This window comes from Arenibacter algicola (assembly GCF_000733925.1).
Taxonomy (GTDB): Bacteria; Bacteroidota; Bacteroidia; order Flavobacteriales; family Flavobacteriaceae; genus Arenibacter; species Arenibacter algicola.
The window spans coordinates 324,536-339,400 of sequence record NZ_JPOO01000001.1 but is presented as its reverse complement, the minus strand read 5'-3'; the positions used below and the strand labels follow the sequence as shown (position 1 = coordinate 339,400).

12 protein-coding genes are annotated in these 14,865 nt (G+C 39.6%); 7 read left to right on the top strand and 5 right to left on the bottom strand.

Annotated elements, in window-relative coordinates:
• Nucleotides 1-15: 15 nt before the first annotated feature.
• Complete coding sequence (locus U735_RS0101435; RefSeq protein WP_232233144.1) at nucleotides 16-483, bottom strand: ferritin-like domain-containing protein; 468 nt, start codon at nucleotides 481-483, stop codon at nucleotides 16-18.
• Nucleotides 484-753: 270 nt separating this feature from the next.
• Between U735_RS0101435 and U735_RS0101430 the strand changes: the two genes are divergently transcribed.
• The 7 genes from U735_RS0101430 (at nucleotide 754) to U735_RS0101400 (ending at nucleotide 7,127) form a co-directional block, all read left to right on the top strand.
• Complete coding sequence (locus tag U735_RS0101430) at nucleotides 754-1,287, top strand: 30S ribosomal protein S16 (protein WP_031442123.1); 534 nt, start codon at nucleotides 754-756, stop codon at nucleotides 1,285-1,287.
• Nucleotides 1,288-1,300: 13 nt separating this feature from the next.
• Complete coding sequence (gene rimM, locus U735_RS0101425; RefSeq protein ID WP_031442122.1) at nucleotides 1,301-1,828, top strand: ribosome maturation factor RimM; 528 nt, start codon at nucleotides 1,301-1,303, stop codon at nucleotides 1,826-1,828.
• A 217-nt stretch (nucleotides 1,829-2,045) separates the two neighbouring features.
• On the top strand, nucleotides 2,046-2,633 hold the full coding sequence (locus tag U735_RS0101420) for an SET domain-containing protein (protein WP_031442121.1): 588 nt from the start codon (nucleotides 2,046-2,048) through the stop codon (nucleotides 2,631-2,633).
• A gap of 114 nt (nucleotides 2,634-2,747) precedes the next feature.
• A complete protein-coding gene (locus tag U735_RS0101415; RefSeq protein WP_031442120.1) occupies nucleotides 2,748-4,175 on the top strand; it encodes a sulfatase family protein in 1,428 nt (475 codons plus the stop codon).
• Between the two features lie 31 nt (nucleotides 4,176-4,206).
• Entirely contained in the window at nucleotides 4,207-4,920 is a 714-nt protein-coding gene (locus tag U735_RS0101410; RefSeq protein WP_031442119.1) for a tRNA1(Val) (adenine(37)-N6)-methyltransferase, read from the top strand.
• Nucleotides 4,921-4,993: 73 nt separating this feature from the next.
• The gene (locus U735_RS0101405; RefSeq protein WP_031442118.1) at nucleotides 4,994-6,172 is read left to right on the top strand and encodes an acyl-CoA dehydrogenase family protein; all 1,179 of its coding nucleotides are present in this window, start codon (nucleotides 4,994-4,996) and stop codon (nucleotides 6,170-6,172) included.
• A gap of 364 nt (nucleotides 6,173-6,536) precedes the next feature.
• Nucleotides 6,537-7,127 carry an RNA polymerase sigma factor gene (locus tag U735_RS0101400; RefSeq protein WP_031442117.1) on the top strand — a complete coding sequence of 197 codons (591 nt, stop codon included), beginning with the start codon at nucleotides 6,537-6,539 and terminating at the stop codon, nucleotides 7,125-7,127.
• Between the two features lie 192 nt (nucleotides 7,128-7,319).
• Here the strand turns inward: U735_RS0101400 and U735_RS0101395 are convergent, their stop codons facing one another.
• From U735_RS0101395 to U735_RS0101380, 4 genes are all read right to left on the bottom strand, one after another.
• On the bottom strand, nucleotides 7,320-9,056 hold the full coding sequence (locus U735_RS0101395) for a SusD/RagB family nutrient-binding outer membrane lipoprotein (protein WP_031442116.1): 1,737 nt from the start codon (nucleotides 9,054-9,056) through the stop codon (nucleotides 7,320-7,322).
• Between the two features lie 12 nt (nucleotides 9,057-9,068).
• Nucleotides 9,069-12,581, bottom strand: coding sequence for a SusC/RagA family TonB-linked outer membrane protein (locus U735_RS0101390; RefSeq protein ID WP_051891816.1), 3,513 nt, complete (start codon nucleotides 12,579-12,581; stop codon nucleotides 9,069-9,071).
• 192 nt (nucleotides 12,582-12,773) lie between these two features.
• The gene (locus tag U735_RS0101385) at nucleotides 12,774-13,925 is read right to left on the bottom strand and encodes a FecR family protein (RefSeq protein ID WP_034247950.1); all 1,152 of its coding nucleotides are present in this window, start codon (nucleotides 13,923-13,925) and stop codon (nucleotides 12,774-12,776) included.
• A 300-nt stretch (nucleotides 13,926-14,225) separates the two neighbouring features.
• On the bottom strand, nucleotides 14,226-14,738 hold the full coding sequence (locus U735_RS0101380) for a heme-binding domain-containing protein (RefSeq protein ID WP_031442113.1): 513 nt from the start codon (nucleotides 14,736-14,738) through the stop codon (nucleotides 14,226-14,228).
• Nucleotides 14,739-14,865 lie beyond the last annotated feature (127 nt).

The window sequence follows — 14,865 nt, the reverse complement described above, 5'->3', positions numbered from 1 at the left end:
ATAAAATATTAGGTCCTACGCTATTCGCTCATGGATATTGGCCACAGTCAATGAAGATTTAATGGCATCCCTATGTCTTTTCAACATACTCTCCGTGGATGGCGGAAGTACAACTCCCTTATCATATAAAATCTCATTATATTCCTCAAGACTTGCCTTTTCCCCACGCTCTACTTCTTCCAGCAGTTGTTCTTGTTCATTGGAGGCCATGGCCGCCTTAAGATTCATCCACGCCCTGTGAATATCACCTTTTATGCTTCCGTCCTGTTCTGGCAATTCCCCATATTGCAAAATTTCACTTTTAAGCTCTTGGGCAAATTTTCCACGTTGGGCCGCCCTGTCCTTTAAAAATGTATTGATAGTTGGATTATCTATTTTATCCATTGCCAATTTAAATCCTTTTTCGGCATCATAATTTTTTACCAATAGGTTGTTTAACCCGTCTGAAATTTTTTCTGAATACTTCATGTTATCTCTCTTCATTTTTAATTAGTCATTTTGGCCAGCGACTTTCGCCAACCCTTATAACAAACTATAAAAATTGTATATAACTCCAAATCCAAGGGCGACTTTAGCCCGAGTTTAACAGCTTTTCTTAAGAAATGTTAAGCCATTTGCGCACAATAATTGAATTTTAGCCCAAATATTTGATAACCACATTAAAAGAAATATTATATTTGCACCCGCTTAGGAAGAACCTAGCGAAAAAAGAATTAATAACCAAGGGTCGGGCACCCTACAAATTAATGTGATATGCCAGTTAGAATTAGATTACAAAGACACGGAAAAAAAGGAAAACCTTTTTATTGGGTAGTAGCTGCGGATTCCCGCGCTAAAAGAGACGGTAAATACTTGGAGAAATTAGGTATTTACAATCCAAATACCAACCCTGCAACCATAGAATTGGATGTTGACAGTTCTGTAAAATGGTTGGATAACGGTGCACAGCCGTCTGAAACTGCAAAAAGAATTTTATCTTATAAAGGAGTCCTTTTAAAGCACCATTTATTGGGCGGTGTTCGTAAAGGCGCCTTGACCGAAGAGCAAGTTGAAGAAAAATTCAATGCTTGGTTGGAAGAAAAAGCAAATATTGTTGGTTCTAAAGTAGATAGTTTAGCCAAGGCTGAAGCCGATGCTAAAGCAAAAGCTTTGAAAGCCGAGAAAGAGGTTAACGAAAAGCGTATGGCCGCTGCTGCAGAAGCAGAAGCACCAGCTGCAGAAGAAGAAGTAGCCGAAGATACTGCTGCTCCTGCCGAAGCTCCTGAAGAGACCAAAGAAACAGAATAGCTAATAGAAAACGATGACAAAGGAAGAGTGTTTCTACCTCGGTAAAATCGTTTCTAAACATAGCTTTAAGGGAGAGGTACTCATTAAATTGGATACCGACGAACCCGAATTGTACGAAAAATTGGAATCAGTATTCGTTTCCCTCGGAAACAATCTGGTTCCTTTTTTTATAGAAAAAAGTCAACTTCACAAATCCAGCCTATTGCGCGTACGGTTTGAGGAGGTTGCCGATGAATCGGACGCCGACAAGGTAATGGGCTCCGAAATATACCTCCCACTTAAATTTTTGCCCAAACTAAAAGGCAATAAGTTCTATTACCACGAGGTAATTGGCTTTGCCATGGAAGACAAGGTCCATGGGAATATTGGAATTATCCAAAGCATTAACGACACCACTTCCCAAGCCCTATTTGAGATAGAAAAAGGCGACAAACAATTACTTATTCCGGTCAGGGACGAGATTATAGTTAAGGTAGACCGTGAAAACAAGACTATTTTTGTTGACACCCCGGAAGGATTGGTCGACCTTTATTTATCCTAAAATGCCCCCCTTTTTAATTTTTCTCCCGCTATAAAACGAATGATAATTTTATCTATCTTTCTTTATTGCATTTCTTATTGATCGGGCCAAATCCAAAAATATTTTGCCCTTTGGATTTAGCTAGTCAAATTGTTTAAAAGAGGGATCTCTTAAATATATTTTGATATGCAAATGAAAACAACTATTCAGTATTCACGAGATTATTTTATGCGTTAAAATGATTCATCCCAAAACAGAATTACAATTCATCAATAAGGAGATCGGCTATGGCGTAGTAGCCACAGAATTTATTCCTGCCGGAACCATAACCTGGGTTTTGGATAAGTTGGACCGCGAATTTACCCCGGCCGAATTGGAATCCTTGGAACCTATTTATCAGTCCATATTGGATACTTATACCTTTAGGGACAACAAGGGAAGATTTATACTTTGCTGGGACAACGCCAGATATGTAAACCACAGTTTTAATTCCAACTGCCTTACCACAGCCTATGATTTTGAGGTAGCCATAAGGGATATCCATGTAGGGGAACAACTAACGGACGACTATGGATATTTGAACATACCACAACCCTTCAGGGGAATTGATGAAGGCACGAAACGAAAGGTGGTATATCCGGATGACCTCCTGAAATATTACAAAGTATGGGACAAAAAACTACAACAGGTGTTTCCGAAAATCCCACAATTGAACCAACCCTTAAAGCCCTTGATTTCAGAAAATCTTTGGAATTTGGTAAGCTCAATTTCCGAAGGAAAAATAATGATGGATTCCATTAAAAACAACTATTATAACGGGGATTAGCAGGGACAACAGCCACTCCCAAAAGTGCAATACCAATTATCGGATATACTACTTACAATTATTAGGTCATAACATTTCAAAAATATTATTTTAGCTTTATCAAAAACTAAAATAATGTTCAGAAATCTTTCCTTGTTTATCCTTTCATTGGTTTTATTTTCCTGCGCGGAAAAGAAAAAAGAATTGCAACCCGAAGTTCCACCCAATGTAATTTTGATTTTCACCGATGATCAGGGATATCAGGATGTAGGTACTTTTGGCTCCCCAAATATTGAAACCCCCCATTTGGACCAAATGGCAAAAGATGGGATAAAACTCACCAGCTTTTATTCCGCGCAACCCATATGTTCCGCTTCAAGAGCAGGAATATTGACCGGCTGCTACCCCAACCGTATTGGCATACACAACGCCTTGGGACCAGGTAGCCCCACAGGAATAAATGCATCGGAGATGACAATAGCGGAAATGCTGAAAAACATTGGGTACAAAACCGCTATTTTTGGAAAATGGCATTTGGGAGATAGCCCAAAATTCTTACCTACGAGACATGGCTTCGATGAATTCTTTGGCATCCCCTACTCCAACGATATGTGGCCCTACCACCCTCAGCAGGGAACAGTATTCAATTTTGGCCCCCTGCCACTTTATGAAAATGAAACAGTTTTGGACACGTTAACAGATCAATCCCAACTGACCACCCAAATCACAGAAAGGAGTGTGGATTTCATCAACAGAAATAAAAACAATCCTTTCTTTCTATATGTACCCCATCCGCAACCCCATGTACCACTATTTGTATCGGATAAATTTAAAGGAAAATCAGAAAGAGGATTATACGGCGATGTCATTATGGAGATCGACTGGTCCGTGGGCGAAATATTGGCTGCCCTGAAAAAGAATGGCCTTGAGGACAATACTGTGGTAATCTTTACTTCGGACAATGGGCCCTGGCTTTCCTATGGCAACCATGCAGGCAGCGCACTGCCCTTTAGGGAAGGAAAGGGAACCGCCTGGGAAGGTGCACAGCGCGAACCCTTCATTATGAGATACCCCAACAAAATAACTCCCGGAAAAACCATTGATATACCGGTCATGGCCATAGACATCCTACCTACCATAGCAGAGATGACAGGGGCCAGATTGCCCAATTTAACCATCGACGGAAAAAGCGCCTTGTCTCTGCTCACTGGGGAAAGCCAAGAGAGTCCGCAAGAAGCCTATTTCTTTTACTATAGAATAAACGAACTCATGGGGGTCCGTTACGGAACATGGAAAATGTACTTTCCGCACACTTACCGGACCATGGACGGACAAGAGCCAGGTAAGGATGGGCTTCCAGGGGAGTACCGAATGATAGAAATGGAAGAAATAGAACTTTATGATGTTACAACGGATATAAGTGAAACCAACAACGTGGCCGAAGAATATCCAGAAGTGGTGGACAAAATAAAGGTCTTGGCCAATGAAATGCGCCACGAACTAGGGGATTCCCTTCTAGAGCTGGAAGGCACCAAAAACAGGGAGGCAGGAAAAGCGGAATAAGTACAGCCAACTATTATAAACAAGATTTTTCATGACCAAACCCTTCCAATTTAAACAATTCCAAATACATCAGGATCGCTGTGCCATGAAAATCGGCACTGATGGGGTTTTATTAGGGGCCTGGACCTCCTTGGAGCGCCAACCCCAATCCATTCTGGATATCGGGGCAGGAACAGGTGTCGTCGCTTTGATGCTCGCGCAAAGGAGCCATGCAGAGACCATAGACGCCATAGAGATAGATGAAGATGCCTATGAGCAATGTGTAGAGAATTTTGAAGCATCTAATTGGGCCGATAGATTATTCTGTTACCACGCATCTCTGGACGAATTTGTGGATGAAATGGACGATAAGTACGACCTTATCGTATCCAATCCGCCATTCTACTCCGAAATAGTGCCCAGTGGCAATGAATCCAGGGATATGGCCAGACAAAACCAATCCTTGCCCTTTGAGGACCTTTTAACTAGTGTTGTGAAACTCTTGGCCAATAACGGAACCTTTTCTACCATCATCCCTTTTAAGGAAGAGGAAATATTTTTGGAATTGGCAGCCACAGTGAACCTATATCCCAGCCGGCTTTTGCGCATTAAAGGGAATCCTACATCCGGGATTAAACGAAGCTTGTTGGAATTACAAGTTGGGAAGACTTCCGTTGAGATTGAAAATCTCACCATAGAATCCGCACGTCACGAATACACTAAGGAATATATAGATCTGACAAAAGATTTCTATTTAAAAATGTAACAATCGCACTTTCTTGTGTTATATTTTTAAACAAATCCTTAATTTGTTTATTTTTGATTCTAAAATTAATTTTATGCGACCCGATTTGTTTGAAGCTCCTGATTATTACAATTTAGACGACCTTTTATCCGAAGAACATAAATTGGTTCGCGATGCTGCCAGACAGTGGGTAAAGCGGGATATTTCCCCGATAATAGAAGAATATGCCCAAAAGGCGGAGTTCCCAAAACAAATCATTAAAGGCCTATCTGAAATTGGCGCCTTCGGACCCTATATCCCAGAAGAATATGGAGGTGCCGGACTGGACCAAATAAGCTACGGGCTAATTATGCAGGAAATAGAACGTGGAGATAGTGGGGTTCGCTCTACCGCCTCGGTACAATCGTCTTTGGTAATGTATCCTATTTTTGCCTATGGCACTGAGGAGCAGCGAAAAAAATACCTGCCTAAATTGGCCTCCGGCGAATTTATGGGCTGCTTTGGATTAACAGAACCCAATCATGGTTCCAACCCTAGTGGTATGGAAACCAAGTTTGCGGATAAAGGCGATCATTTTCTACTAAACGGTGCCAAACTTTGGATTTCCAACTCCCCTTTTGCAGATATAGCGGTAGTGTGGGCTAAGAATGAAGAAGGACGTATCCACGGACTTATCGTAGAACGTGGAATGGAAGGCTTTACCACACCCGAGACCCATAATAAATGGTCTTTACGTGCTTCGGCGACCGGCGAATTAATCTTTGATAATGTAAAAGTTCCTAAAGAAAATCTACTACCTGGTAAAAATGGGCTTGGTGCACCTCTAGGCTGCTTGGATTCCGCCCGCTACGGAATTGCCTGGGGCGCTATAGGTGCTGCTATGGATTGTTATGATACTGCCCTGAGATATGCCAAGGAACGCATACAATTTGGTAAACCTATTGCAGCCACCCAATTGCAGCAAAAAAAATTGGCCGAGATGATTACCGAAATCACCAAAGCACAATTATTGGCATTCCGATTGGGTCAATTGAAAAACGAAGGGAGGGCCACTACGGCACAAATTTCAATGGCCAAGCGCAACAACGTGGATATGGCGATCAAGATAGCCCGGGAGGCCAGACAGGTCTTGGGCGGAATGGGCATAACTGGAGAATACAGCATTATGCGCCATATGATGAATCTTGAAAGTGTCATCACCTATGAGGGCACACATGACATCCACCTATTGATTACAGGTGCGGACATTACGGGGCTACCGGCTTTTCAATAAGCAATCTTCGAGATAATTCAATTGGGCAACTTGAGGGTTTGCTCATTGCTTAATGTACCTTTCTATATTATATGTCCGACTAAAAACTTACCGAGCAAATCCGCTAAAAGTCAATATTCCGGATTATCCCGTTACGAGTTCTATGCCTAGAACTACATATACACACAAAAACTTTAATGCCTAGAATTAGTGAAATCTATAGTACTTAGATTTTATTTTTTAAAATTCAAAATATTAAGTACATTAACATACTGTATAGATAATATTTACCTACATATATTGATTTAATAACAATGAAGCAACTTTGAATACTTACCTTTTTAGTTCCTTGCACAAATTATAAAACCTGGACAATCACCCCCTAATGACCAATGCTGATCGCCATACCTTAGTTTTAGTTGGACAACTCATCGCAGGAGAAGAGAAAGCATTTGAACAGGTGATGGAAGCCTACTACAAAAAACTTTTGATCTACGCCTATAGCTACACCAATGATTACCCTCAGGCCCAGGATATAGTTCAAAACGTCTTTTTACGATTATGGGAGTGCAGACAAAATATTAATATCAAAGAGTCCTTTCAAGGGCTTTTGTACAAATCGGTTTACAATGAATATATTGATGATTACAGAAGAAAGAAATCTTCTACAATCATCAATGAAGCCTATAAGCAAGCCCTGAATTATGCCGTGGACGATAACAACCACGAATTAGTGGAAGATAAGATCGCTTTGATAAAAAGGGAAGTGGAACATTTACCTACTAGATGCAAACAAATTTTTTTATTGAGCAAACAAGATGGCCTGACCAACTCCGAAATTGCGACCTATTTAAATATATCCATTAAAACCGTGGAATACCAAATTGCCCAAGCCTATAGCACAATTAGAAAAAAAACTGAGACGAAAATAAAGAAATTAGCCATGATTCTCTTTTCTTTTATAAAATTGAACTAACCAAAAAACAGTTCTTCTTCTATTATTTGCTAAAGTGAGAATTATAACCTATCCCAAGGATAAATCTGCACGAAGGTTTATAAAATAATCCAATAGTCTTTACCATCAACGAGAATAGTTTACAAAAAAACCAGACCTGTATGCGCATGGCAAACAGGTCTGGAAAAAAATCTCAAATGACTTGGATTTAGATTATTGCAGCAACCACATTTTAGACCACTGATCGTTTTCAGCAGGCTGCAATTTACCTATGGCTTGCAACATATTCTCTTCATTAAAAGGATCATCATAATAAAACCTAACAGGTATCTCTTGTCCCTTAGTCCCAGCTATAATGTTGACACTTAAATTTGGAAGTCCAGTTCTACGCCAATCGAACCATGATTCCGGAGTAAGCCATTGAGAAATCCATTTTTGGTGCATTATAGGCACCATTTTGTCAGTAGCATCATTAAATATCTGTTGCACCTGTGCCATATACATTCCTTGATCAAAAGGAACAAGGGTGTTGTTATCTTTATCATACACCGTAGATGGGTCTCCGTCTGAAATTCCATACTGCCCCATTGACAATCGAATACCACTATTGTAATAATCCAAAGCGCTATTGGATATCCACCCTCGGACACTTGCCTCAGCCAAAATAAATTGTACCTCAGCAGCATTCATTAGTACCGCCTTTACCATTGGATGGGCATCCTCTGCATACATTTCAGTTAGATAAGAAGCATGTGGGTTAGATGCCGCAGCAAGATATACGCTACCATCTAGAGACGCAATTACCTCATTAGCATTGATACCATCCGCAAATTTCTGAAATTGGTTAGGATCCGTTAAGGCGACTGGCAAACCTACAAATAAGGAGGTATCAATATTATTCTCCTTATTTAAATCATTATTTATTGTGTTAACATCTACAGTGGTATATCGTTTTATCACGCCATCTTCCTCTACAATTTCATCGGTGGCACCCTCGAAAATTTGAACATCCACTGGTCGTACCCAAGCAGTTAGTCTGGGATCGCCCAGGGCAGTCAAATCATTAACAATAGTAGCTGATGGTTTCCTACGATAAAATTCAGAGCGATTACTACTTCTTAAGGGACCTCCGTACCAACTGTTGTCGCTATTGGTTCCCACAAATCCGATGGCCGCATTGTCGTCATTATTAACTAAAATAGGATATTCTGCACTGTTCCCCACTATAGCTGAAATTTCTGCAGCTGGATTAATATCAATACCTCCCTTTTCTGATAATCGCATATAATACCTAAGGCGTAAGGAATTCGCAAGTTTACGCCACTTTAAGGCGTCTCCTTGATACACAACGTCTGCATCCGCAACTTCTTGTATGACCCCAACTCCCGTTAGAAGGGTATTGGCCTGACCCAAATCATTTATTATTCCCTTAAAAATAGTCAGTTGATCATCATAAACAGGTTTAAAAAATTCATCTCCTCCCTTTTCTGCTTGGAGTGCATTCGTGTATGGCAAATCCCCAAAAACAGACGTCAACATTCCATACCAATACGATTTCATGATTAGTGCAACCCCCTGATAGTAATCTTTTACCTTCCCTGTTTTTTCGCTTTCTGCCCTTTCGAAGATATAGTCACTATCTTTTAAAGGTTCATAATAGCCAGCAAAACTCGAGGCCTGCCAATTAAAATTAAATCGGTCATAACTTGTAAAGTCACGTTGCAAATATTGGGTCGTAGCAGTAATCTCTGCGGCACCCATATTAAGATCAGCAGTTATAGTTGCAGATTGGGACAAAATACCGGTCAGCACAAATTTAATGTCTATCTCGGTATCTGGTAAACTATTGGGGCTCACATTTATATCCTCCAAAGATTCGGAGCACCCTGCAGCAAAAAGTACTACCATTGGCAATAAAATTGCGATTATATTTTTCTTTATTCCAGTCATCTTATATTATTTTTAGAAACTTATGTTTAGTCGAAGGCCTACAGGAATAGTCCAAGGGGCCACATTCCATTTTTCAAACCCTTGGGTTCCCTGATCATAGGCAAGCTCAGGGTCGATTCCGATACCGGCTGCGGTCCAAAGCATAACATTCTTGGCATATACGGATATGGCTACGTTATCAGCCGAAATAAACTTGGCAACCTCGGCTGGTAGTGCATAGGTCATGGTGATGTCTCTTAATTTAACAAAAGATGCGTCGTACATAAAAGCATAACCGGTTCTCCAATAACTACCGCTAGATTCAACCACTCTATAGGCGTCAAATAATTTTGTGCCAACATCTCCAAAATTTTCGGTGTAGGTACCATCACCATTGTCTATTACCCCTGGAAAGAAGGCTCCATTGTAATTTCCGTTAAATTCAAACCCACCTAATTCTTCATTTCGCCCACCAATCCAGACATCGTTGTCTCTATAAATAGGGTTAGATTTGATTTCATTGGCCAAGGCAGCACCATCCGGAAAAGAATTAGCATCTAAAACACCAGAAAAGGTGCTGGAGCTGATTCCATTTTGCCAGTCCTCTATTTTTCCAGAACGTGCCATTCTCTTCATGGATTCGGAGAAGAAATCCCCGCCTTGCCTCCAGTCGAAACTAGCAGAAAGGGTAAAGTTTTTATACTTAATAGAAGTGTTCATTCCAACAGCAAAATCGTTGTTGAAATTTCCAACCTTAATTTGGTTCTCCCGAGCTCTATCATCCACCCATCTTCCATTAGAATCCAATAGATTCCATCCTGCATACTCGCCTTCTTCTACTTTCTTTATATAAGGAGAGTACATGTCCCCAATGATTCCTCCTACTCTTGTAAAAGCACCACCATCTGTTCCTCCACCAAAATCAACACGGTCAATACCGTCAACCAATTCCACCAATTTACTTTCCTGAGTAGTGAAATTAAAGTTCATGTTCCATTCAAGATCTTCCGTTCTAATAGGAACCACATTCAATCCAAATTCAAACCCGTAATTTTCCACATTCCCTGCATTAATGGTGGTACTGGTATACCCCGTAAGTGGTGAAACGTTCACATTTAAAATTTGGTTTTTGTTTTGAGTCTTGTAATAGGTAGCCTCCAGACCCAGTCTGCCCTTAAAGAAACCTAAATCAGTACCTACCTCATAAGAAGTAGCTATTTCTGGCTTTAGCTTGGTATTTGGCATACTGCTCGGAAGTGAATAGGTAAAATCATCCCCCCAAAAGCCTTGGGTTAAAGTTGGGTGGATTAAATAAGGATCGGTATCCTTTCCTACCTCTGCCCATCCAGAGCGTATTTTAAGTAACGAAATCCAAGATGGCATTTGGAACATTTCAGAAACCAAAACACTTCCAGAAGCGGAAGGGTAAAAGTAAGATCTGTTCTCCGTAGGAAGGGTACTGGACCAATCGTTACGTGCTGTTAAATCCAAGTATAGCATATTTTTATAGCTCAACGTAGCCATTCCATAAACACTGTATACTGCCTTTTTAAAAGTTCCACTACTGTATTCCAATCCTCCTCTGCTTACATTGGAAAGGGTAAACAACCCAGGAAGAACCAAATTGTCACCTCCAGAACTATAGGTGTTAACTTCGCTATTCAATATATTTCCACCTACAGAAGGGGATATACGGAAATCTCCAAATTTCTTATCATAGGAAAACAAAACATCTACGTTAGTCTCCTTAGAACTACTATTATCCAGGTTATATGCCCCAGTTGGTTTGGTAGTTCCCCCACCAAATCCTTGAAAAGACCATGGTTTTAAAGTTTCCACTTTATTGTAATTGCCACTATAAGCTACGCGAGCCATAGCATTAAAATTTGAGGTAATTTCCCAGTCCAGCTTAATATTTCCAAAACCACTTAGCTTGTCGAATTTGTTTTTCCTTTCATTTGCGGAAAACCAAGGGTTATTATAACCGTCCGTAACATTGCGTTGCTCCACGTTCGGTGTTTCCCAATAGTCTCCTTTTAGGTCATTGATATTTATATGTGGCGCGATATTGAATAAATCAAAATACTGGTCATCACCACCAAGAACTTTAACTGGATTATTGTCAGAATTAGGGTTAGAAACATCAAAATTCGTGGAAACGTTTACATTATCCGTTATTTTATAGGTCGTATTTAGTCGGAAACCAAGTTTTTGAAGCTCAGTGCCTGGGGAGTAGCCTTCTCCTTTCAAATGTGATACTGCCAATCTAAAGCTACCCTTGTCATAATTCCCACTTATACTAGCATCATTTATTGTGGTTACCCCTGTCCTAAAGTAATCTTTCTGTGGATCTTTATAAAACTTTAATGGCACTGCTTCACCATTACTATTCCATTGTACCGCAGATCCGCCTTCCCCGGGACCATACCAGTGTTGCCACGTGGCTTCATCAAAAATACCTCTTTGCCCATTGGTAAATTGATCCTGAGTTTCAAAATATTTATAGGGCGTATTTAAAGTGACTGTTGATGAGAATGAAACCCCAATTCCCTTTTTTAGACCTTCACCAGATTTAGTAGTAACAAGGATAACCCCGTTACCTGCTCTGGAACCGTAAAGTGCAGCTGCACTTGCTCCTTTTAATATGGAAACACTCTGAATGTTCATAGCGCTTATATTACCCAAAACTGCAGTACTCCCAACAGGGGAACCATCTACAACAACTAAAGGCTCATCATTTCCGGACAAAGAAGTTCTACCTCTGATATACACATAGGTTTCGGCATTTAAGTCGTTACCAGACCTTCGAATATCCAACCCGGAAACCCTACTGGACAAACCGCCCAACGCATTTTCCTGGGGCACCAAGTTTATTTTTTCACTGTCAACTTCGCCTACAGAATATCCCAAGGCTCTTTTTTCCCGTTTCATGCCCAAAGCCGTAACCACTACTTCGTCCATTTTTTGGGCAGAAGGGTTCATCACAACATCTAAATTAGTATTGTTCCCCACAACAACCTCTTTCGTCTCCATTCCAATATAGGAGAAGACAAGAACGGTTTGCGAATTGGGTACAGCAATACTAAAATAGCCATCAAAATCGGTAACCACCCCTTTGGTAGTTCCCTTAATGACAACATTGGCCCCAGCTAAAATCATCCCATCGCTGTCCTTAACAATACCTTGAACTTCCGATTGTATCGGAGTATCATCGGTTTTAAGGGGAACATTTTTAATGTCTTTGTTCTCGTTTCTTTTTAGGATAATATGTTTGTCCAATACCTCATAAGACACATTGGTATTGAGAAAAAGCGTATTCAATATACTCCTAACCTTTTCTTTGTTCACCTTAAGGGTAACAATTTTACTAATATCCACATCTTTTAAATTGTACAGAAATTTAAACTCTGTATGGGATTCAATCTCATTTAGCACCTTTTCAATCGAGACCTCTTTGAGATCCAGGCTTATTCGCGTGTTTTGTGCATAATTATTGGCCCTTATATTAAATAAGGCAATGAACAGCAAAAGGGTGGTTAATTTCATTTTTAAGCTCAATTCCGGAGGACATAGAAGCCTACTCCTAATTTTAAGAAGGATTTTCATATTTTTGTATTGATTATTTAGATGAGTATTTATTTGCTCATTGTTATTTAGCTGGGAGATGTTCGCGCATCTTCCAGTTTTTTTTAAACTTGATTTTTGGTTTGTTTTTTTAATCCATATAGTAATCTAGTTTTAGTTTATAGTTATTTTTTCATTTTCAATCGTATAGGTAAACCTATAGCTTGTTCTAAAGGAAGCGAAGATTTGCTCCATTAGCTCATCCTTGTCAAAACTGGCACTAAAATATTGTTCGCCCAGTTCCTTATTATTATTTACAATACTAACATTGTAAGAGCGCTCTAATTTTTTAATGATATTTTTAAACTGCATACTTCTGAACACCAGTTTCCCCGATTTCCAACTGGTATACAGACTAGTGTCCACTTCGTCCAAAGAGATGTTACCACTGGAATGGTCATACACCCCCCTAAAACCAGGCTTCATAAAAGTGGTAGTTTCAGGCCCATAAACATCGCCGCTATAAAGACCAACGGACCCATTGACCAAAACTGTAGTAACCTGACTATCTTCGGGATAGGAAGAAAGATTGAATTCCGTACCTAGGACACGCACCTTTAAATCGTCAACATTGACAATAAATGGATTAATACTGTCTTTTGTTATTTGGAAATAAGCTTCACCGCTCAAGAATACCTCCCTTGTCTTGCCCGGCAAAAATTTCACTGGGTACTTTATGGAAGAACCTGAATTTAGAAATACACTACTGCCATCGGACAGGACCAATTCAAATTGTTTGCCATTGGGAATATTTAGCTGATTATGGATTAGTTTTCCCGGATCACCGCCTTCATTGTAGTTAAGTGCATTTCCTTTTTGCACTCCAACCTCATTTCCTTCTGCATCGATTATCTTTCGCTTACCATCTTCACTAATGACCTCTATGTTTCCATTATCCAACTGAAGTGTAATCTGGTTGGGATCAATTTGTTCCTCTACATTGACTTCATTGAATTTTTGACTAAAAAAATAACCAAATCCTACGAGTAAGAGCAATACTGCAGCAATTTTAAGTAGGATTTGCGGGTGCACCTTCTTAATGCCAAGTTTCCCTTTCTGGATTTTACGGATCAATTCTTCCTTCATCGGCTGATCATCCATTTTATTGAGTCCCATATTGATTGCATAGTGCAACAGAACATAATCATTGAAGAGCTCCATGTTCAAAGGATCTTCCAGCCATTCTTCCAACTCTTGTAGTTGTTTAGCCGTGGCCGTTTTATCGAGGTATTTAAGTATACCTAATTCTATATTGGATGGAATCATGTTACGTGATATATTAGTACGACGTAACCTAATTGGAATACCCTAGGTTTTTAATAAAAAAAAGAAATTTATTTTTACACTGCAGCTCGGACATAAAATTATGGTCACTGCCAAAAGCAGTGACCATATCGTTGCACTTGTTAAAAAAGGAATAAAATTCCAAAAAACTAATTTATTTCAATTGAAGAAATGTTGGGTCACCATTAATTATAAATATAGATAACTCTAAAGCCACTTACTAAAGACACACCGAGATTATCTATGGACAAAGGCCACCCATTTGGGCCGCATCCTAAATTTTTATTTCGAAGGGGATTTCCCAGGCCTAGGCTTTCTTACCAAACTATCCGCGGGATAAGTATTCTTTAAATATGCCATTTGCGCCTTGGACCAATCCAAAATTTGATCCCGTTGGTCTTGGGTCAGGTCGGCCTCAGGATGAAGACCAAAATAAGTGTAGGAAGGAATGGGCATTTCCTTCTCTTCCACCATTTCAACTATCTCTTCGAATTTGTGATATTGAATGGCCAAAGGCAATTTTGTAAAATTGGAAAAATTTAAATGTCTTTTACCGTCAACAACATGACTGTTTAAGAACCAAGCTACTGGCTGAACATTGGAATACCAAGGATATTCCGTTTTATTGGAATGACAATCATTACAGGAAACCTTCAACAAATGGTTTACATCCTCCGGAACCTGATAGTTCGTGGAAATATCATAAGTATTTTCGTTGGATTCATTTTTTTCGGGTCGGATAAATTGGATCAGGATCAATACAACACCCAACCCTATCAAAATTTTTTTTAGCATAGTAAAAAATATTGGTTAATGATTTATACAGCGAATTACAAGTTATAGGCCGTGTACTAAGTTAGTATATTTTTAGTTTTGACCCTCATTTCGGAAAATGGTTTAATAATTAATACTAAACTAACTC